This is a genomic window from Mycobacterium syngnathidarum, from assembly GCF_001942625.1.
GTDB lineage: Bacteria > Actinomycetota > Actinomycetes > Mycobacteriales > Mycobacteriaceae > Mycobacterium > Mycobacterium syngnathidarum.
Map to the genome: position 1 here is coordinate 42663 of NZ_MLCL01000084.1, position 15802 is coordinate 58464.

Here is a 15802-nt window from a genome sequence, read left to right on the forward strand (position 1 = left end):
CGGGTACGTCTTGGCGGGTCATACCGGCGGGATAACCCGATGGCCCCGAGGTCAAACTCTTCGTGTGTTCACGTGGGACACAGGAGATCTACCGGCCCGCCCGTCAGGTCTGCCTACCGACCTTCCTGATCAACCGCGCGGTGCTGCGATCCAGGATCTCCTGGCGCTTGTCGCTGTCCCGGACCCGGGCGGCGCGGCCCGGCCCGCCGACGACACTGCGGCGCAGCCTCATTGGGTGCGCCACATGGGTTTGGCGACCTCACAGCAGTGGGTACGCGTCAGATATGTCATCTTCTGACCGGGCACCGGGGCCTCGGCTCACTGTGTTGCACGGCCAGCGAATACCCGGCCGGGGATCCGGTCACACCAGCGGAGGGCGGGCTGTGGAGTTTCGGGTGCCCGCGCGAACTGAGGCGCTCGCGGTGGTGAGGGCGATGACCTCTTGCCTGGCCGACTACGAGGGGCTCGACGGGGAGACGGCCGCCAACCTGGCTTTGGCAGTGGACGAAGCATGCACCGTGCTGATCGGTATGTCGGCGCCCGGAGCCGCTCTGGTGGTGGAAGAAGATCCCCACGCACACGAGCTCACCGTACGGATATCGGCTGTCTGTGACAGCGTCCATGGTGATCCTGGCACCGCTGTTCTGAGCGGATTCAGCCGCCGGGTGCTCCAAGCGCTCACCGAGCGCGTCGAAACTTTCGTCGACGACACTGATTTCGAGCGCACCGCCGTTGCCACGCCGGCACTGGGTATCGCGCTGACCGTTCGTCGGCGTTGGGCCATGGCCTAGCGCTCAGCGGTCCGCATTCACCAACTGCAGCTGTCGTGGCTGATCGCGCAGCATCGACAGCGCGGCCGGAAGTTCGGAGGCGATCGGCAGTGCGCAGGCCGGATCGCAGATTCTCAGCACCCGAGAGACCGCACTGCTGGGAATCAGTACCCAGTCGACGTCGTCTCCGACATACCTCACATTGAGGGTGTGTAGGCAGGCGAAGCAGCCTGCGCCGAAGAACTCGACAGCGCTGAGGTCCAGCACGAGCTGTCGGCCCGGCCTGCTGTGCTGCAATCCGCATTCGATCAGGTCGGCGGCGTTGGATGCGTCCAACTCGCCGTGCACGGTGATCACCGGCGTCGCCGAGGACAGCCATTGGGTGCTGAACCCCGCGCGGGTGCGTTTGTTGGGCGTCGGGGCCGCCGGTTTGGCGGCATTCATTGTGGACATCGGTGACTCCTCAGTAGAAATACTGTGGTCACGTCACTCTCAGGCTCTGTGGGCTCAAAACCCCTGGACACAGGGGGTGTCACGGCCCTGCACCCGATGACGATTCCGGGGCGGCTGTAAACTCAACCTGCATTGGACTCTACGCCCAGGCATGGTCGTGAACAATCGATCGCGGGGTTTCTTATTATCCTCAGGTCACGTTGGCCACATGCGCCACACCGGCGGCCGGGCGGCGGGCCGGCTCCCCGCAGGGGCGTTTCCTGGATTTGGAAGTCACTGCCGGACAAAGGTATTCGATCTGTCTCAGAGGCGGCCGCGCAGGACTTCCGCACCGGCGCCGCTGAGCTCCTCGGCGGCTTGTCGACGGCCCGTCATGGCCATCAGTAGTGCTTCACCCGTGCCGGTGACTTCGGGTCCGCTGCCGTGCTCCCAGTCGATGTCGTTCGCGCGCAGTCGAAGTCCCTTGATACGCCGCCCGGCCCCGAGTCGCGGGTTGCCGGGCACCATGGGCAGGATTCGCTGCAGGCGCTGCGGCGGCACGGTGCGGGGGAGTCCAAGTGCACGGCGGATGTCTTGATGGTGGACGGTGCCGTCGACCAAACCGATCATGCCCCCGAATCCCGCCGTCAGGCCTTGCGGCCGCAGATGGCGGTTGAGGAACTCGAGCAGTTCATCGGTCGACATGGTCGAGTATTCGTCGACCCCGACCTCGTTGGCGCGCAGGATCCGTCCCTTGGCGAACCGCTTGAGCAGCCCGGCCCACCCCAGCTCCTCGTAGCTGATGACGTGGGCCACAACGTCTTTCACAGTCCACCCCGCGCACAGCGACTCGGTCTGCCATTGCTGAGGTGTCAGGGTGGCCAGAAGGTCCGCAAGGTCGGCGCGCTCGTCGTGGGCGAGGTCCATCAGGGACGGTTCGGTGTTCATCGCGGCACCTCCTGCGCTTCCCCGGTGACCACGTCGAGGTAGCGGTCCAGGTACAGCGGCCATCCGGCGTCGCCGCCGACGCCTCTGGCCACCGATTGCCAGCCATCGCCGTGGCGCTCGAGGTGCCGGTGTTCCAGCTCGACGCGGGTCCGGGCGTCGCCCTCGGGGATGAACCGGACTTCCACCTCGCTCGTGCGATCGGGGTCGGATTCGATCTGCCAGGTGGGTCCGATGTCCCATGAGAAGACGACACGTGTCGGAGGGTCGTAGACCAGGACCCGCGACCATTCGCAACGGCTGCCGTCCGTCCCGACGTCGTAGATGTGCCCACCGACTCGGGGTTCGAAGACAGTCTGCGCCACCGGTACCGCTAGCAGGTTGTGTTCGCGCGGCTTGATCGCGTCGAACCGGTCGATGAACAGGGTGAAAGCCCGGTCCGCGGCCGCATTGACGACGATGCTCTTTCGGACGGGTGCGGCTGCTGTGGGTTTCATGTCGGCTGTGCCTCCTGTTCGACGAGGTCCTTGTACGCCTCCAGAGCCTGGCTCCAGAAGCTGTCCAGCTCGGCACGAAGTGCCGCGATACCGGCTGGATCGACGTGGTAGACGCGGCGTGTTCCGGCGGCCCGATCGCCGACGAGCCCGGCTGATTTCAGCACTTTGAGATGTTGTGAAACCGCCGGACGGCTGATCGGGAGTTCGCGGGCCAGCTCGCCCACTGCCATCGGGCCCACAGCGAGTCGCCGGACGATGGCCCGGCGACTCCCGTCGGCCAAGGCGGCCCATGGATCGCTTGGGTAAGTCACCACGAACCGTAAGCCTACGCTTACCCATGGTGCCGGTCGAGTCCGAAAGTTTGACCTGCGCGTAAGCGGGTACATGGCATGCCATGAGACTTGGTGGATTATTCGGGACACTCGTGCTCATCTGGCTGATCATCGGCGTGGTGGCAGCCTGGCAGCGCGACTATTTCCATGGTGGATCAACTAACTGCGCGACCGCCGGTGCCGTCGCGCTCACAGTCCTTGCCGGGCCGCTCAACTATGCGGGCGTCAACCCGAAGGTCCAGGAGTGCCGTCTACCGCAACCCAGCGCGATGGAATCCGTCGCGGCATTGAATTGAGGTCGCCATGATTGTTCTCGGTGCGGTTCTGCTCATTCTCGGCTTGATCCTCGACATGTATTTGCTCTGGGTGATCGGCGTGGTCCTGCTGGTCATCGGGGGGGTGTTCTGGCTACTCGGGGCGATCGGGCGGCCGGTCGCGGGCCGGCGAAGCTGGTATTGACGCGGACGGCGCCGACAACGCCGTCAACGGCAGGTGGCAACAACAAGGGAGGTGCTTGATGCCGAATCCGTCGATCAAGGACGGGAAGCTCTACGCGGAACTTCGGGACGAAGGAAACTCGAAGGAGAAAGCCGCGCGGATCTCCAATGCCGCTGCCGCCAGGGGGCGTTCGAATGTCGGGCGTTCGGGTGGCAAATCCGGATCCTACGAGGACTGGAAAGTCGACGACCTGCGTCACCGGGCGAAAGAGCTTGGTATCAAAGGATATTCTGACAAGAACAAGCGCGAGCTGATCGGGATGCTCCGAAACCACTGATCGTCATCGGAGCTGGAGCCGGAGCGTCGGTCGACAATCTGACGGTTTTCTCGCCAGCGGAGCCACGGAGTTCTACCGTGGAGACAGCACGTGGTGCGAGTAATGGCGGAAGGAGCAGCCATGCACGGCCCAAAGGACCCAGTTGACCACGCCCGGACAACCCGGCCGCATGCCGGCGAGTCGATGAAGGACAACGTCATCATGCCTGCGCTGATACTCATCTTCGTGGGGCTGGTGCTGTTCGTCGGGACCCTGGCGGCATTCGCCACCGGCCACCCCGACGTCGGCCTGACCGTCGGCACGCTTTCTGCGGCCGGCTTCATCATCGGATCGATGTGGCTCGCCCTCGAGCACATGAGGGTGCGTCGCATCGAGGAACGCTGGTACACAGACCATCCCGGGGTGATGCGCCAGCGGCCGAGCAGCTGACGGCCGGCACCGTGCTGAGCCGTTCACTGCTCAGAACGTGAGCGCGAGTATCGCGAAATCGATTGCCAGCAGCGCCAACCCGACTATCGGTACCAGGATTCCGTACCGCATCCGTGCAGTGAAGATGGATATGGCGATGGTGACGATCGGCACCACCGGCGCGCCGTAGAACAGGACCCCGAACCAGAATTCACCCGGACCCTTGTTCGCGCAGACCTCGCCGGTGCAGCCGGCCATGCTCATCACCGCACCCATGCCGTACAAAAACACCGCGATGGCCGCCGGGATGGTCAGCACCACCAGTACCCAGGTCATCGAAATCCGTGTTCGCCGCCCACCATTGTGCTGTGTTTGCAGAGTCTGTGATTCGGTCATTGGGTTCGCATACCCAGTTTCGTGGAGTTCTGCACGGGTTATCCCAGCGGCATGGCCAGATTCGGATACACCTTGATGACCGAGCAGAGCGGCCCGCGAGAGCTGGTCGACTATGCGGTGTCAGCAGAGCAGGTCGGCTTCGACTTCGAGGTCAGCAGCGACCACTACAGCCCGTGGCTGGCCAGTCAGGGGCACGCTCCCAACGCCTGGCCGGTACTGGGGGCGGTAGCCCACGCCACTCACTCCGTCGACCTGTACTCCTACGTGACCTGCCCGACGATCAGATACCACCCAGCGATCGTCGCCCAGCAGGCGGCCACCGTGCAGATCCTGTCCGAGGGGCGGTTCACCCTCGGGCTGGGCAGCGGCGAGAACCTCAATGAGCACGTCGTCGGCCAGGGTTGGCCGACGGTCGAGCGTCGCCTCGACATGCTGGCGGAGGCGATCAAGCTGATCCGAGAACTACTCAGCGGAGAGCTGATCGACTTCACTGGGGAGTTCTTCGAAGTGGCCTCGGCGCGCATCTGGGATGTACCGGAAATCCCGGTGACCGTTGCCGTCTCGATGACCGGCGAGAAGTCCGTCGAAAAACTGGCGGTGTCCGCCGACCATCTGATCAACGTCGCGCCCGACCGGGCGATCGTCGAAGACTGGCAGCAGCGCCGGCAGGCCACCGGCGTGCTGCCCGAGGGACGCGTCATCGGACAGATACCGGTGTGCTGGGATCCCGATCGAGACGCCGCCGTACAACGCGCCCATGACCAGTTCCGTTGGTTCGCCGGCGGCTGGGCGGTCAACGCCGATCTCCCCACCCCGGCCGGATTCGCGGCGGCGACGCAGTTTGTGCGCCCCGACGATGTGGCCGAATCCATTCCGTGCGGACCAGACCTGGACGCGATCGTTGCGGCCGTGGCCCCCTATCTCGACGCGGGATTCACCGACATCGCCTTGGTCCAGATCGGCGACGAGGGGCAGCAGCGATTCCTGGACGAGGCCGCCAAGCCGCTACTGGCTGCGCTGCACGCCGAGTTCGACTGACGAGCCCGACGACATCGGGTGACCCAGCCGCATCACCAGCGGCAGCAGCAGCCAGACACCCACGAACGTCAGCAGGGCGACCGCCCCTGCGATCACGCCGGCCTCACGTCCGGCGACGGTGTCGAAGATGAGCTCGGTGACCCCGGTCATCGCGAGGCCCAGCAACACCAGCCCGAGGAATGCGCAACGGTGGGCGGCCGAGACGAGCAGGTTCAGCCGATGCCTGCGGAACAGGAGGCGGTGCATGCCGACAGGTGCCACCAGCAGTGCGGTGGCAGCTGACGAACACGCGACCGTCGCGAGGTAGAGGACCCGCATCGGTCCGTCGAGCATCGAGAACCGTTCCTGGAAAGGCAGAGTCAGCAGCAGTCCGGTCAGCAGTAGAACGCCGGTTTGCACCACCCTCAGCTCCTGCAGCAGGCTGCTCCAGTTGCGGTCCAGCCGCTCCGCTTCCGTTTCGTGGCGAGCGGTCTGGTCCCACCGCTGATCCAGCTCGGGACGGTCCGGATCCATACTGTCGATGATCCCATGCCAGTCGCAGGTTTCGGGTTGCGTCCGGGTGGGCATCCCTGGCCCGGGCGTCGCAGGCGGGTTCCTGTCTGGGCGCAGAAGGGAACGATAGTGTCAATGGCGAGACCGACATCGAGCCACCGGGGCAGGCCCGGCGCGCGTCCGGTGGAAACTGCTCGGAGCGTTGTGATTCAACACCGTGCGAGCGTCATCAGCAGAGCGGTCTCGTGAGACTAGGGTCCCAGTTGGGATACTGTCGATCCGAGATGCCGGGAGGTGAAATGGCCGACGAACAGGGCCAGTCCATGCCGTCGAGCCGTGGAGAGCGGTCGGTGGAGATTCGGGTCGCGGCCAGGCTGGAGAACCTGGCCGTGGTGCGCACGCTTGTCGCCGCCGTCGCAGCGTTCGAGGACCTCGATTTCGACGTTGTCGCCGACCTGCGGCTGGCGGTGGACGAGGCCTGCACAGCGTTGATCCGGGCCGCCGTCCCGGATTCGAGCCTGCGTTTGATCGTCGACCCGAGCGAGGATGCGGTGGTGATCACCGCCTCGACCACCTGCACCGGTTCCGCGGTGGTCGAGCCGGGCAGCTTCAGCTGGCACGTCTTGAGTTCCCTGACCGACGAGGTCAAGACGTTCACCGACGGGGACGGGCCCGAAGCCGGTCAGGTATCCGGCATCACCCTCACGACGAGACGAGCGAGCCTGCTGCGGTGACGTCCGAATATGCGGACGTTCGCGAAATGTTTCGCGAACTCAGCGGAATGTCCGAGGACTCGTCGGCTTACGAGCGCCAACGTGAGCGGATCGTCGAGCGGTGTCTGCCGCTCGCCGACCACATCGCCCGGCGGTTCGACGGCCGCGGCGAATCACGCGAAGACTTGACGCAAGTGGCGCGGGTCGGCCTGGTCAATGCGGTCAACCGGTTCGATGTCGAGGCCGGATCAGACTTCGTGTCCTTCGCGGTGCCGACGATCATGGGGGAGGTCCGCCGCCACTTCAGGGACAACAGCTGGTCGGTGAAGGTGCCGCGGCGGCTCAAGGAGCTGCATCTGCGACTCGGCTCGGCCACGGCGGAGCTGTCTCAGCGGCTGGGCCGGGCCCCGACCGCCTCCGAGCTGGCCGAAGAACTCGACATGGACCGCGAAGAGGTGATCGAAGGCCTGGTCGCGGGAAGCTCGTACAACACGCTGTCCATCGACAGCGGAGGCGGGGGGAACGAGGACGCGCCGGCGATCGTCGACACGCTCGGCGACGACGACGCCGGTCTGGACCAGATCGACAATCGGGAAACCTTGCGGCCACTGCTCGCGCAGTTGCCCGAGCGGGAACGCACGGTCCTGTTGCTCCGGTTCTTCGAGTCCATGACGCAGACGCAGATCGCCGAACGTGTCGGTGTCTCGCAGATGCACGTCTCGAGGCTGTTGGCGAAATCGCTAGCGCGACTTCGTGACCAGCTGCAGTAGCGGGGCCTTGCCGTTCAATGTGGACAGTGCCGCGGCCACGCTGTAGCACGTGTGCAACGCCGAATCCGGGTCGCAGACGCGCAGCAGCCGGTTCACTGCTTTGCTGGGCACCACCACCCATTCGACATCCGAGGCCGAGCAGCGCACCTCGATGTCGGTGAGGGCGTAAAACCCTGCGGTGCCGAAGAAGTGGACCTCGCTGAGGTCGATCGCGACCCGCTCGGCCCTGGCGATGTGGTGCGACACGTAGTCGGCGAAATCGGCTGCGTTGACGGCGTCGATCTCGCCGCGGGCGCTGATCACCGCCGTTGACGGCGGCAGCCAGCGGGTGGCGAAGGCGGCCGGCGAATCGTCGGTCCGGTCGATCGGTACGCTCGTCGAAATAGCGGTCATCGGTAGCTCCATCAGTCGGAATACATGTATTCGTTCTGTTGGTGCGGCGTCGATCGACAACGGTGGGAGTCCCCGCGCGTATGTCGATGACGCCCGCTGCGGCTGTGAACTCAACCTGTAACGGACCCTACCGCGATCAATGTCGGCGGACAATCGTCTGAGTGGATTCTTATGGTTCCAGGTCAGACTGTTGGGATGCCGAACTCCGATGCAGTTGCCGGGGTGTTGCTGGCCGCCGGGGCAGGGAGTCGGTTCGGGATGCCGAAAGTTCTTGCCGAAGAAGGGGATTGGCTTGCTCGGGCCGTCGCCGCGCTCGCCGGGGGCGGCTGCGACGAGGTGATCGTGGTGCTGGGTGCGGCGGTGGTCGAGGTGCCCGCGCCCGCCCGCGCGGTGGTGGCCACCCGCTGGGCCGACGGCATGAGCGCATCGGTGCGCGACGGGCTGGCGGCCATCGGCCCGGCCGGCTGGGCCGTCTTGCACACCGTAGACACCCCCGATGTCGGCGCCGAGGTGGTGGCACGGGTCCTGGGTGCGGCACGCGGCTCCGATTCGGGTCTGGCCCGTGCCGTTTACGGCGGCCGCCCCGGTCACCCCGTCGTGATGGCCCGCAGGCACCTCGCCGAGCTGACCGCGACATTGCACGGCGACCAGGGGGCCCGGGCGTTTCTCGGTGGCCGCGACGACGTCATCGCCGTCGAATGCGCTGACCTGGCCACCGGCCTCGACATCGATGAACGCTGACTGCTAGAGCAGGCCGAGCTGTTCGACAGCGTGGCGCTCCTCGAGTAACTCGGCCACCGACGCGTCGATTCGGGCCCGGGAGAATTCGTTGACCTCCAGACCCTCCACGATCTGCCACGCGCCGTCCACCGCGCGCACCGGCAGCGAGGCGACCACCCCTTCCGGCACTCCGTAGACGCCGGGGGAGGGCAGGGCCACCGATGTCCAGTCGTCGGGGTCGGTGCCGTCGACCCAATCGCGGACGTGGTCGATGGCCGCGTTGGCGGCCGACGCGGCCGAAGAGGTGCCACGAGCTTCGATGATCGCGGTGCCGCGGGCGGCGACGGCCGGGATGAACTCCTGGGTGAGCCAATCGGTGTCGGCCGCGTAGTCGGAACCCGGCCGCCCGTCGATGACCGCGTGGAAGATGTCCGGGTACATGGTCGGCGAGTGGTTGCCCCACACCGTCACCCGCGACACGTCGGTGACGTGCACGCCGGCGTGCGCAGCCAGGGCGGCGACGGCGCGGTTGTGGTCGAGCCGGGTGAGCGCGGTGAACCGCTCGGCGGGGATGTCGGGGGCGTGGGCCGAGGCCACCAAGGCGTTGGTGTTCGCCGGATTGCCGACCACGACGATGCGCACATCACCGGCCGCGCCGGAGTTCAGCGCCTTGCCGGACTCGGCGAAGATCGCGGCGTTCGCGGCCAACAGGTCAGCACGTTCCATGCCTTTGCTGCGTGGCCTGGCCCCGACCAGAAGTGCGACGTCGACACCGTCGAACGCCCGCACCGGATCGTCATGGATCTCGATGTCGACCAGCCCGTCGAACGCGCTGTCGACCAGTTCCATGACCACGCCTTCGGCCGCGCGGATCGCCGACGGCAGTTCCAGCAGCCGCAGCTTGACCGGGACGTCGCGACCGAGCAGGGCACCCGCCCCGATGCGGAACAGCGCGGCGTAGCCGATCTGGCCGGCGGCACCGGTGACCGTGACGACTTTGGGGCTTGCGGGCGTGCTCACGTGTGCACCTCCAGTCCGAGCACCTGCGTGGCGTAGCGCCGCACGGTGTCCTCCGAGATGGCAGCGGCATCCTCGAAGCCAGGGCGGCCCCGGCTGCTCAGGAAACCGGTGACGGGATCGAGGATGACCTCGGCGAGCAGTTCACCGGTGGTCGGTTCGCACACAGCCCAGGTGTAGCGGGTGTCGTCGGCCCAGCCGTCTGCGGCGTCGTGAACGTAGTCCAAGTCGTCCTCGCCCAAGTCGGTGAGTGCCGGCCGGTCGTCGACCCGGTCATCGGCGCGCAGCCCGCGCAGATACCACTGGCCGTTGTTGATCTCCACAGGTTCCACAAGACCTCCACGGTGCCGAACTCAGAAATGCCGAATGGCCACTTATGACACAAGATTCAACAGAATCCGTGCCACAAGTGGCCACTCGGGGCGAAAGATCTACTTGATTTCGGCGATCACGGTGCCCTGGGTGATGGCGGCACCGGCTTCGACGGCCAGACCGGTGATGACACCGTCCTTGTGGGCCGTCACCGGGTTCTCCATCTTCATGGCCTCCAGCACCACCACGAGGTCACCCGCGGCCACTTCCTGGCCTTCTTCGACGGCCACCTTGACCACGGTGCCCTGCATCGGTGCGGTCACCGAATCGCCTGAGGCCGCTGCGCCGCCTGCGCCGCCACGCTTGCGGGCCTTGGGCTTCTTGCGCACGACACCGGCGGCAGCGCCACCGCCACCACCACCGAGCGCCAGGTCACCGGGCAGCGACACCTCGAGGCGGCGTCCGCCGACCTCGACGACCACGGTCTGGCGAGGAATGGTGTCCTCTTCCTCGATCGGGTCCCCGCCGGTGAACGGCTCGACGGTGTTGTCCCACTCGGTCTCGATCCAGCGGGTGTGCACGTCGAACTTCTCGCCGTCACCGATGAAGGCGGGGTCGGCGGTCACGGCCCGGTGGAACGGGATGACCGTCGCGAGGCCCTCCACGTTGAACTCGGCCAGCGCACGGCGCGAGCGGGCCAGGGCCTCTTCGCGGGTGGCGCCGGTGACGATCAGCTTGGCCAGCATCGAGTCGAACTGGCCGCCGATCACCGAACCGGACTCCACACCGGAGTCCATGCGGACACCGGGGCCCGTCGGGGGCTCGAACTTGGTCACCGGGCCGGGCGCGGGCAGGAAGCCGCGGCCGGCGTCCTCACCGTTGATCCGGAACTCGAACGAGTGGCCGCGCGGGGTCGGATCCTCGGTGATGTCCAGGGCTTCGCCGTTGGCGATCTTGAACTGCTGCAGCACCAGGTCGATGCCCGAGGTCTCCTCGGTGACCGGGTGTTCCACCTGCAGACGGGTGTTGACCTCAAGGAAGGAGATCAGGCCGTCCTGGCCGACCAGGTACTCGACGGTGCCGGCGCCGTAGTATCCGGCCTCCTTGCAGATCCGCTTGGCCGACTCGTGGATCTCCTTGCGCTGCGCGTCGGTGAGGAACGGGGCCGGGGCCTCCTCGACCAGCTTCTGGAAGCGGCGCTGCAGCGAGCAGTCGCGGGTACCGGCGACGACGACGTTGCCGTGCGTATCGGCGATCACCTGGGCCTCGACGTGGCGCGGCTTGTCCAGGTAGCGCTCGACGAAGCACTCGCCGCGACCGAACGCGGCGACGGCCTCACGGGTCGCCGACTCGAACAGCTCGGGGATCTCCTCGATGGTGCGGGCCACCTTCATGCCGCGGCCGCCACCGCCGAAGGCGGCCTTGATCGCGACCGGCACGCCGTACTCCTTGGCGAACGCCACGACCTCGTCGGCGTCCTTGACCGGATCCGGGGTGCCCGGCACCAGCGGTGCCTGCGCGCGGGCGGCGATGTGGCGCGCGGTGACCTTGTCACCGAGATCGCGGATGGACTGCGGGCTCGGCCCGATCCAGATCAACCCCGCATCGAGCACGGCCTGGGCGAAGTCGGCGTTCTCCGACAGGAAGCCGTAGCCCGGGTGGATGGCGTTCGCGCCGGACTTCGCTGCGGCGTCCAGGATCTTTTCGAAGACCAGGTAGGACTCGGCTGAGGTCTGTCCCCCCAGGGCGAAAGCTTCGTCGGCGAGCCGCACGTGCGGTGCGTCGGCGTCCGGCTCGGCATACACGGCCACGCTGGTAAGTCCGGCGTCTTTGGCGGCACGGATCACCCGGACCGCGATCTCCCCGCGATTGGCGACCAGCACCTTGGAGATCTTTGAGCTGGCGTGGTTGGCCACGGTGCCTCCTCGGCAGTTCTCTAAGAAACGTCTTTAAGAATCTATCGCGGGCAGTTTATGCGGCGCACCTTGAGGCTTCCCAATCCGGTATCGGTTACCGGTGAGTAGGTTTTGGCCGATTTCCGCCCATGGCCGCATCGCCGCTGTTGAGCGGGCTCGCGCCGATCGGTAGGTTCGCGCAACGTCGGGCACATCTGGCCATTCCTGTCGCGCTGTGCGATTGTGAATCCGGCTGGAGCGGAACGGATCACAGTTGCGGGTAAAGGACTGGGGCGGACGAATCCGTGCGGCCGGTCAGGCCCCACGCAACCGCCGCTTGATCCGCGTCAGCATCGCCGACATACCCCGCAGTCGCAGTGGGCTGATCAACGCGGCCAGGCCCAGTGCGGTGTAGAAGTCGTCGGGCACCGCCAGGATGTCATCGGCAGGCTGGCCGTCCAGGCCGGCAGCAAGGATCGCGGCGAACCCGCGTGTCGTCGGCGCCTCCGGTGGCGCGCTGAAGAACAACCGCACCTTGTCCCGGTCGGAGGCGTCGACGTCGAGAAACAACGGCGACTGGCACTCCGGAACGGGTTCCATGGCCGCCTCTTCGAGATGACTCGGCAAGGGCGGCAGCTCGTTGGCGAACTCCAACAGCAGCTGGAGCTTGTCCTGGCCGGCCACCTCCTGGAAGTCGGAGACGACCTCTGCCAGGGCGGCCGGCATCGAACTCATGAGGCGCCTGGGGCCTGGCCTGCATCGGGGCCGACGGCCACCGGGACCCGCACTGCGTTGCCCCATTCGGTCCACGAGCCGTCGTAGTTGCGCACGCCGGGCAGCCCGAGCAGGTGGGTCAGCACGAACCAGGTGTGGCTGGAGCGCTCGCCGATCCGGCAGTACACCACCGTCTCGTCGTCGGGTTTGAGGAAGCCGTAGAGCTCCGCGAGTTCGGCGCGGCTGCGGAACTGCCCGTTGTCTCTGGCGGCCTTGCCCCACGGGATCGACTTGGCGGTGGGGATGTGCCCGCCGCGCAACGCGCCCTCTTCGGGGTAGTCGGGCATGTGGGTGCGCTCGCCGGTGTACTCCTGGGGCGAGCGGACGTCGATCAACGGCTGCTTACCGAGGATGGCGAGCACGTCGTCTCGATAGGCGCGGATCGGGGCGTCGTTGCGTTCCACCACCGGGTAACCGCTGGACTGGCGGATGGGCACCTCAAGGGTGGTGTCACGGCTTTGGGAGACCCACAGGTCGCGCCCGCCGTCGAGCAGGCGCACATCGGGGTGGCCGAACAAGGTGAACACCCACAGCGCGTACGCGGCCCACCAGTTGCTCTTGTCGCCGTAGATGACGACGGTGTCGTCGCGGCCGATGCCCTTGCGGTCCATCAACTCGGCGAACTGCTCACCGTTGATGTAGTCGCGCACATTGGGATCGTTGAGGTCGAGGTGCCAGTCGATTTTGACCGCGCCCGGAATGTGGCCGGTGTCATAGAGCAGGACATCCTCGTCGGACTCGACGATGGCCAAACCGGGCCGACCCAGGTTGCTGGCCAGCCAGTCGGCGGTGACCAGGCGCTCCGGATGGGCGTACTCGGCAAGAGTTGGGCTGGGATCTGCAGGCAGCGGCACACCAAGAGCGTACCGTCGGTCCCGGTATCGGTGGCGGAGCAGTGTCCGGACCGGGCGTATCACCGGCTACGCGGTGAACGCGACCTCGTAGGCCACGGCAAAGCGGCGGGCGCCATTGTTGGCGCGGAAGAGAGAGCCGCCGTTCTGAGACCAGGTCACCACGCGCAGCAGCCGCTTACCCGGCGACAGGCGTTTGGCGATGATGTCGGCGAATGCGGCGCGCAGCCGCTCCAGGTCGCATGTCTCGAAGTCGCGTGCCACGCGAACATCCCACATTGTTTCTTCGACTGGCATCGGCCCAGTGTCAACCAGTGGTTGAGACTATTCGCGACATCGACGCGGCGTGGCGCCACACAAAAAGGTTGCAATTTGATCACTGCGCGCACCGGCGGGCACCGAAAGTTGCGGGCAATGGCGGAGCGGAACCGAACTGCTTGAGTCGCAACGGGTACGGCGCCCCGGGTGTTTACAAATGCCGCGCCGGGGTACACCCGCTCCACACAGAAGGAGCCGGGATGAACACGGTGGCAACCGATCTCGCAGGTCGCAGAGCATGGTTCGAGCATCACGTGCTCGACCTCGAGGACGGACTTCAGGTGGGCGTATCGATCGGTGGTCGCGGCGTGCCGATGGTGTTCTTGCACGGTCTCGGCCTGAACCGCCGCCACTACCTGCGGCTGCTGAACCGCATCGCCGCACTGGGATTCCTCGTTATTGCGATCGACGTCGCCGGGCATGGAGACACCGTCGATTTGCCTTGTGAGGCAGACGAATTGAATGACCGAACCGATCTGGTTCGGCGCACGCTCGATGTGCTCGGGGTTCGGCGGGCCGTCTTCTGCGGCCACTCGATGGGCGGTCGGATAGTCATACAGCTCGCCGCGACCGCGCCCGAGCGGGTGCTTGCGGCACTTCTCATCGATGCCGCGGCAGGTGCTTCGTTCGATGCCGCGCTGGAGACCACCATGCGCTCACCGCGACTGATGATGCGCACGGTGGCCGGGGCCGTCTCCGACTTGTATCGCGACCCGATCTTGGTGAAAGTCGCGGCCGTCAACCGGTACCTGCGAATGCTGACTGCGGTGTCGATGGGCCGGATGCTGCCGCACACCGGGTTCATCGGCGCCGCGCGTGCCATGATGCGATCCGGTAAATGCGCCGCGCTGCTGCGACGCCTGCGCGACCGGGAAATTCCGACGATGGTGCTGCACGGGGAAAGCGACGGAATCGTGCCGTTCGAGTGCGCCCTGGAACTGGCGGATGAAGCCGACGCGACGCTCTACCGGATACCAGGCGCCTACCATTCCTGGCTCATCAACGACCCGTGGCGGGGCGCTGATGCGGTGCGCCAACTGCTCGATCGCGAACTCGGCGCGGTGCTGCGAAGCGAGGCCGAAGCGGTCGGCATCCACGACTGGCGCGATGCGCAGGCGTGGGAACACACGATGATCGAACCTGATGCGTGGGTGCACCGGCTCAGTGCCGGAAGCAAGACGATCGGAGCCGGCCGACGCCAGAATTTCGTACGAGTCGAGATGGAACTGATCCGTCGCGCGTCGAAAGAGGCGGTGCGCATCGCCACGGCTGGTTCGGCCAGAAGGGCGCGAGTTGCACGTACGGCTTAGGCAGTGTCCGCCGAACTTTTCCAGAGCTGCGCCACCGACAGACCGGCCGCGGCCAGCATTCGGCGCAGCAGCGGCAGGCTCAACCCGATCACATTGGACGGGTCGCCGTCGATGCCGTCGATGAACCAGCCGCCCAGGCCGTCAAGCGTGAAACCGCCTGCGACACCGAGTGGTTCGCCGCTGCTGAGATAGGCCTGCAGGTCAGCTTCGGTGGGTGAGCCGAAACGAACCGCGGTGATGCCGGTGTCGGCGGCGCGATGGACGACCGACCCGTCACGGACCACCAGCACGGCATGGCCGGAGTACAGCTGGGCCGTCCGGCCCGCCATCGCCCGCCACTGCCGTCCAGCGGTGCCGACATCTCCTGGCTTGCCACACAACTGCCCGTCGAGAAGCAGCATCGAGTCACAGCCGATCACGACGCAGTCACCGGCGACCGCCGCGGGCAGGTGTGCGAACACCTCGTCGGCCTTGGCCGCGGCGAGCCCGCTCACCATCTGCTCAGGCGGGGCACCGGCCAACGACGCCAACACGGCGTCCTCGTCGACACCGGAAACCACCACCAACGGATCGAGGCCGGCCTGGCGCAGAACGCCAAGCCGGCCCGTCGATGCCGAACCCAGGACGACCCGGGTCATCTAGCC

Annotated in this window: 25 protein-coding genes; 10 read left to right on the plus strand and 15 right to left on the minus strand. The window is 66.4% G+C overall.

The genetic code is table 11. From position 1 onward, the window contains the following. Positions 1-103: 103 nt before the first annotated feature. Positions 104-232, minus strand: a complete 129-nt coding sequence (locus tag BKG60_RS32730; RefSeq protein WP_278247932.1) for a hypothetical protein — start codon at positions 230-232, stop codon at positions 104-106. A gap of 202 nt (positions 233-434) precedes the next feature. On the opposite strand from BKG60_RS32730, the gene BKG60_RS23835 reads away from it, so the two are divergent. Beyond that, positions 435-791, plus strand: coding sequence for an anti-sigma factor (locus BKG60_RS23835; protein ID WP_207553899.1), 357 nt, complete (start codon positions 435-437; stop codon positions 789-791). Positions 792-794: 3 nt separating this feature from the next. Here BKG60_RS23835 and BKG60_RS23840 read toward each other — a convergent pair whose 3' ends face one another. The 4 genes from BKG60_RS23840 to BKG60_RS23855 form a co-directional block, all read right to left on the minus strand. Next, complete coding sequence (locus BKG60_RS23840; protein ID WP_070947016.1) at positions 795-1223, minus strand: STAS domain-containing protein; 429 nt, start codon at positions 1221-1223, stop codon at positions 795-797. Positions 1224-1526: 303 nt separating this feature from the next. Continuing rightward, a complete protein-coding gene (locus BKG60_RS23845) occupies positions 1527-2150 on the minus strand; it encodes a maleylpyruvate isomerase family mycothiol-dependent enzyme (protein ID WP_070947017.1) in 624 nt (207 codons plus the stop codon). Then, complete coding sequence (locus BKG60_RS23850) at positions 2147-2644, minus strand: SRPBCC family protein (protein WP_075910118.1); 498 nt, start codon at positions 2642-2644, stop codon at positions 2147-2149. The genes BKG60_RS23845 and BKG60_RS23850 overlap by 4 nt, the downstream gene beginning before the upstream one ends. Further along, positions 2641-2958, minus strand: a complete 318-nt coding sequence (locus BKG60_RS23855; RefSeq protein ID WP_075910119.1) for an ArsR/SmtB family transcription factor — start codon at positions 2956-2958, stop codon at positions 2641-2643. The genes BKG60_RS23850 and BKG60_RS23855 overlap by 4 nt, the downstream gene beginning before the upstream one ends. A gap of 80 nt (positions 2959-3038) precedes the next feature. On the opposite strand from BKG60_RS23855, the gene BKG60_RS23860 reads away from it, so the two are divergent. From BKG60_RS23860 to usfY, 4 genes are all read left to right on the plus strand, one after another. Next, positions 3039-3272 (plus strand): hypothetical protein, encoded by a 234-nt coding sequence (locus BKG60_RS23860; protein WP_070947020.1) that lies wholly within the window; start codon positions 3039-3041, stop codon positions 3270-3272. A 7-nt stretch (positions 3273-3279) separates the two neighbouring features. Further along, a complete protein-coding gene (locus BKG60_RS32100; protein ID WP_019348837.1) occupies positions 3280-3435 on the plus strand; it encodes a hypothetical protein in 156 nt (51 codons plus the stop codon). Positions 3436-3493: 58 nt separating this feature from the next. Further along, complete coding sequence (locus tag BKG60_RS23865; protein WP_075910120.1) at positions 3494-3751, plus strand: DUF7218 family protein; 258 nt, start codon at positions 3494-3496, stop codon at positions 3749-3751. Positions 3752-3871: 120 nt separating this feature from the next. Further along, positions 3872-4180 carry a protein UsfY gene (gene usfY / locus BKG60_RS23870; RefSeq protein ID WP_070187271.1) on the plus strand — a complete coding sequence of 103 codons (309 nt, stop codon included), beginning with the start codon at positions 3872-3874 and terminating at the stop codon, positions 4178-4180. A gap of 30 nt (positions 4181-4210) precedes the next feature. Here the strand turns inward: usfY and BKG60_RS23875 are convergent, their stop codons facing one another. Continuing rightward, positions 4211-4495 (minus strand): hypothetical protein, encoded by a 285-nt coding sequence (locus tag BKG60_RS23875; protein ID WP_242671642.1) that lies wholly within the window; start codon positions 4493-4495, stop codon positions 4211-4213. Positions 4496-4606: 111 nt separating this feature from the next. Here BKG60_RS23875 and BKG60_RS23880 point away from each other — a divergent pair, with 111 nt between their 5' ends. Continuing rightward, positions 4607-5593: an LLM class F420-dependent oxidoreductase gene (locus BKG60_RS23880; RefSeq protein ID WP_075910146.1), complete on the plus strand. Its 987-nt coding sequence runs from the start codon at positions 4607-4609 to the stop codon at positions 5591-5593. Here the strand turns inward: BKG60_RS23880 and BKG60_RS23885 are convergent. After that, the gene (locus BKG60_RS23885; protein ID WP_075910122.1) at positions 5561-6106 is read right to left on the minus strand and encodes a DUF6328 family protein; all 546 of its coding nucleotides are present in this window, start codon (positions 6104-6106) and stop codon (positions 5561-5563) included. The genes BKG60_RS23880 and BKG60_RS23885 overlap by 33 nt on opposite strands. 278 nt (positions 6107-6384) lie before the next feature. On the opposite strand from BKG60_RS23885, the gene BKG60_RS23890 reads away from it, so the two are divergent. Beyond that, positions 6385-6819 carry an ATP-binding protein gene (locus BKG60_RS23890; protein WP_070187269.1) on the plus strand — a complete coding sequence of 145 codons (435 nt, stop codon included), beginning with the start codon at positions 6385-6387 and terminating at the stop codon, positions 6817-6819. A gap of 26 nt (positions 6820-6845) precedes the next feature. Then, entirely contained in the window at positions 6846-7568 is a 723-nt protein-coding gene (locus BKG60_RS23895) for an RNA polymerase sigma factor SigF (RefSeq protein WP_234998368.1), read from the plus strand. Here BKG60_RS23895 and BKG60_RS23900 read toward each other — a convergent pair. Further along, a complete protein-coding gene (locus BKG60_RS23900; protein ID WP_070187375.1) occupies positions 7539-7961 on the minus strand; it encodes an STAS domain-containing protein in 423 nt (140 codons plus the stop codon). The two genes, BKG60_RS23895 and BKG60_RS23900, sit on opposite strands and share 30 nt — an antisense overlap. Before the next feature lie 195 nt (positions 7962-8156). Here BKG60_RS23900 and BKG60_RS23905 point away from each other — a divergent pair, with 195 nt between their 5' ends. Then, positions 8157-8702, plus strand: coding sequence for a nucleotidyltransferase family protein (locus BKG60_RS23905; RefSeq protein ID WP_070187267.1), 546 nt, complete (start codon positions 8157-8159; stop codon positions 8700-8702). Positions 8703-8705: 3 nt separating this feature from the next. Here BKG60_RS23905 and BKG60_RS23910 read toward each other — a convergent pair whose 3' ends face one another. The 6 genes from BKG60_RS23910 to BKG60_RS23935 form a co-directional block, all read right to left on the minus strand. After that, on the minus strand, positions 8706-9701 hold the full coding sequence (locus BKG60_RS23910) for a malate dehydrogenase (RefSeq protein WP_070947022.1): 996 nt from the start codon (positions 9699-9701) through the stop codon (positions 8706-8708). Beyond that, positions 9698-10030 (minus strand): hypothetical protein, encoded by a 333-nt coding sequence (locus BKG60_RS23915; RefSeq protein WP_064849307.1) that lies wholly within the window; start codon positions 10028-10030, stop codon positions 9698-9700. The genes BKG60_RS23910 and BKG60_RS23915 overlap by 4 nt, the downstream gene beginning before the upstream one ends. Positions 10031-10129: 99 nt before the next feature. Continuing rightward, a complete protein-coding gene (locus BKG60_RS23920) occupies positions 10130-11926 on the minus strand; it encodes an acetyl-CoA carboxylase biotin carboxylase subunit (RefSeq protein ID WP_070187265.1) in 1797 nt (598 codons plus the stop codon). Between the two features lie 294 nt (positions 11927-12220). After that, positions 12221-12640, minus strand: coding sequence for a SufE family protein (locus tag BKG60_RS23925; protein ID WP_070187264.1), 420 nt, complete (start codon positions 12638-12640; stop codon positions 12221-12223). Then, positions 12637-13533: a sulfurtransferase gene (locus BKG60_RS23930; protein ID WP_070187263.1), complete on the minus strand. Its 897-nt coding sequence runs from the start codon at positions 13531-13533 to the stop codon at positions 12637-12639. Before BKG60_RS23930 ends, BKG60_RS23925 begins: the two co-directional genes overlap by 4 nt. Before the next feature lie 66 nt (positions 13534-13599). Further along, positions 13600-13827, minus strand: coding sequence for a hypothetical protein (locus BKG60_RS23935; protein ID WP_230983367.1), 228 nt, complete (start codon positions 13825-13827; stop codon positions 13600-13602). 221 nt (positions 13828-14048) lie between these two features. On the opposite strand from BKG60_RS23935, the gene BKG60_RS23940 reads away from it, so the two are divergent. Beyond that, complete coding sequence (locus BKG60_RS23940) at positions 14049-15158, plus strand: alpha/beta fold hydrolase (protein ID WP_070187262.1); 1110 nt, start codon at positions 14049-14051, stop codon at positions 15156-15158. Here the strand turns inward: BKG60_RS23940 and BKG60_RS23945 are convergent. Beyond that, positions 15155-15796 (minus strand): Maf family protein, encoded by a 642-nt coding sequence (locus BKG60_RS23945; protein ID WP_075910124.1) that lies wholly within the window; start codon positions 15794-15796, stop codon positions 15155-15157. The two genes, BKG60_RS23940 and BKG60_RS23945, sit on opposite strands and share 4 nt — an antisense overlap. Positions 15797-15802 lie beyond the last annotated feature (6 nt).

Coding starts and splice junctions, on each gene's coding strand:
- BKG60_RS32730 (WP_278247932.1), bottom strand. CDS start 232: ATGAGGCTGCGCCGCAGTGTCGTCGGCGGGCCGGGCCGCGCCGCCCGG.
- BKG60_RS23835 (WP_207553899.1), top strand. CDS start 435: ATGACCTCTTGCCTGGCCGACTACGAGGGGCTCGACGGGGAGACGGCC.
- BKG60_RS23840 (WP_070947016.1), bottom strand. CDS start 1,223: ATGTCCACAATGAATGCCGCCAAACCGGCGGCCCCGACGCCCAACAAA.
- BKG60_RS23845 (WP_070947017.1), bottom strand. CDS start 2,150: ATGAACACCGAACCGTCCCTGATGGACCTCGCCCACGACGAGCGCGCC.
- BKG60_RS23850 (WP_075910118.1), bottom strand. CDS start 2,644: ATGAAACCCACAGCAGCCGCACCCGTCCGAAAGAGCATCGTCGTCAAT.
- BKG60_RS23860 (WP_070947020.1), top strand. CDS start 3,039: ATGAGACTTGGTGGATTATTCGGGACACTCGTGCTCATCTGGCTGATC.
- BKG60_RS32100 (WP_019348837.1), top strand. CDS start 3,280: ATGATTGTTCTCGGTGCGGTTCTGCTCATTCTCGGCTTGATCCTCGAC.
- BKG60_RS23865 (WP_075910120.1), top strand. CDS start 3,494: ATGCCGAATCCGTCGATCAAGGACGGGAAGCTCTACGCGGAACTTCGG.
- usfY (WP_070187271.1), top strand. CDS start 3,872: ATGCACGGCCCAAAGGACCCAGTTGACCACGCCCGGACAACCCGGCCG.
- BKG60_RS23875 (WP_242671642.1), bottom strand. CDS start 4,495: ATGACCTGGGTACTGGTGGTGCTGACCATCCCGGCGGCCATCGCGGTG.
- BKG60_RS23880 (WP_075910146.1), top strand. CDS start 4,607: ATGGCCAGATTCGGATACACCTTGATGACCGAGCAGAGCGGCCCGCGA.
- BKG60_RS23885 (WP_075910122.1), bottom strand. CDS start 6,106: ATGGATCCGGACCGTCCCGAGCTGGATCAGCGGTGGGACCAGACCGCT.
- BKG60_RS23890 (WP_070187269.1), top strand. CDS start 6,385: ATGGCCGACGAACAGGGCCAGTCCATGCCGTCGAGCCGTGGAGAGCGG.
- BKG60_RS23895 (WP_234998368.1), top strand. CDS start 6,846: ATGTTTCGCGAACTCAGCGGAATGTCCGAGGACTCGTCGGCTTACGAG.
- BKG60_RS23900 (WP_070187375.1), bottom strand. CDS start 7,961: ATGACCGCTATTTCGACGAGCGTACCGATCGACCGGACCGACGATTCG.
- BKG60_RS23905 (WP_070187267.1), top strand. CDS start 8,157: ATGCCGAACTCCGATGCAGTTGCCGGGGTGTTGCTGGCCGCCGGGGCA.
- BKG60_RS23925 (WP_070187264.1), bottom strand. CDS start 12,640: ATGAGTTCGATGCCGGCCGCCCTGGCAGAGGTCGTCTCCGACTTCCAG.
- BKG60_RS23935 (WP_230983367.1), bottom strand. CDS start 13,827: ATGCCAGTCGAAGAAACAATGTGGGATGTTCGCGTGGCACGCGACTTC.
- BKG60_RS23940 (WP_070187262.1), top strand. CDS start 14,049: ATGAACACGGTGGCAACCGATCTCGCAGGTCGCAGAGCATGGTTCGAG.
- BKG60_RS23945 (WP_075910124.1), bottom strand. CDS start 15,796: ATGACCCGGGTCGTCCTGGGTTCGGCATCGACGGGCCGGCTTGGCGTT.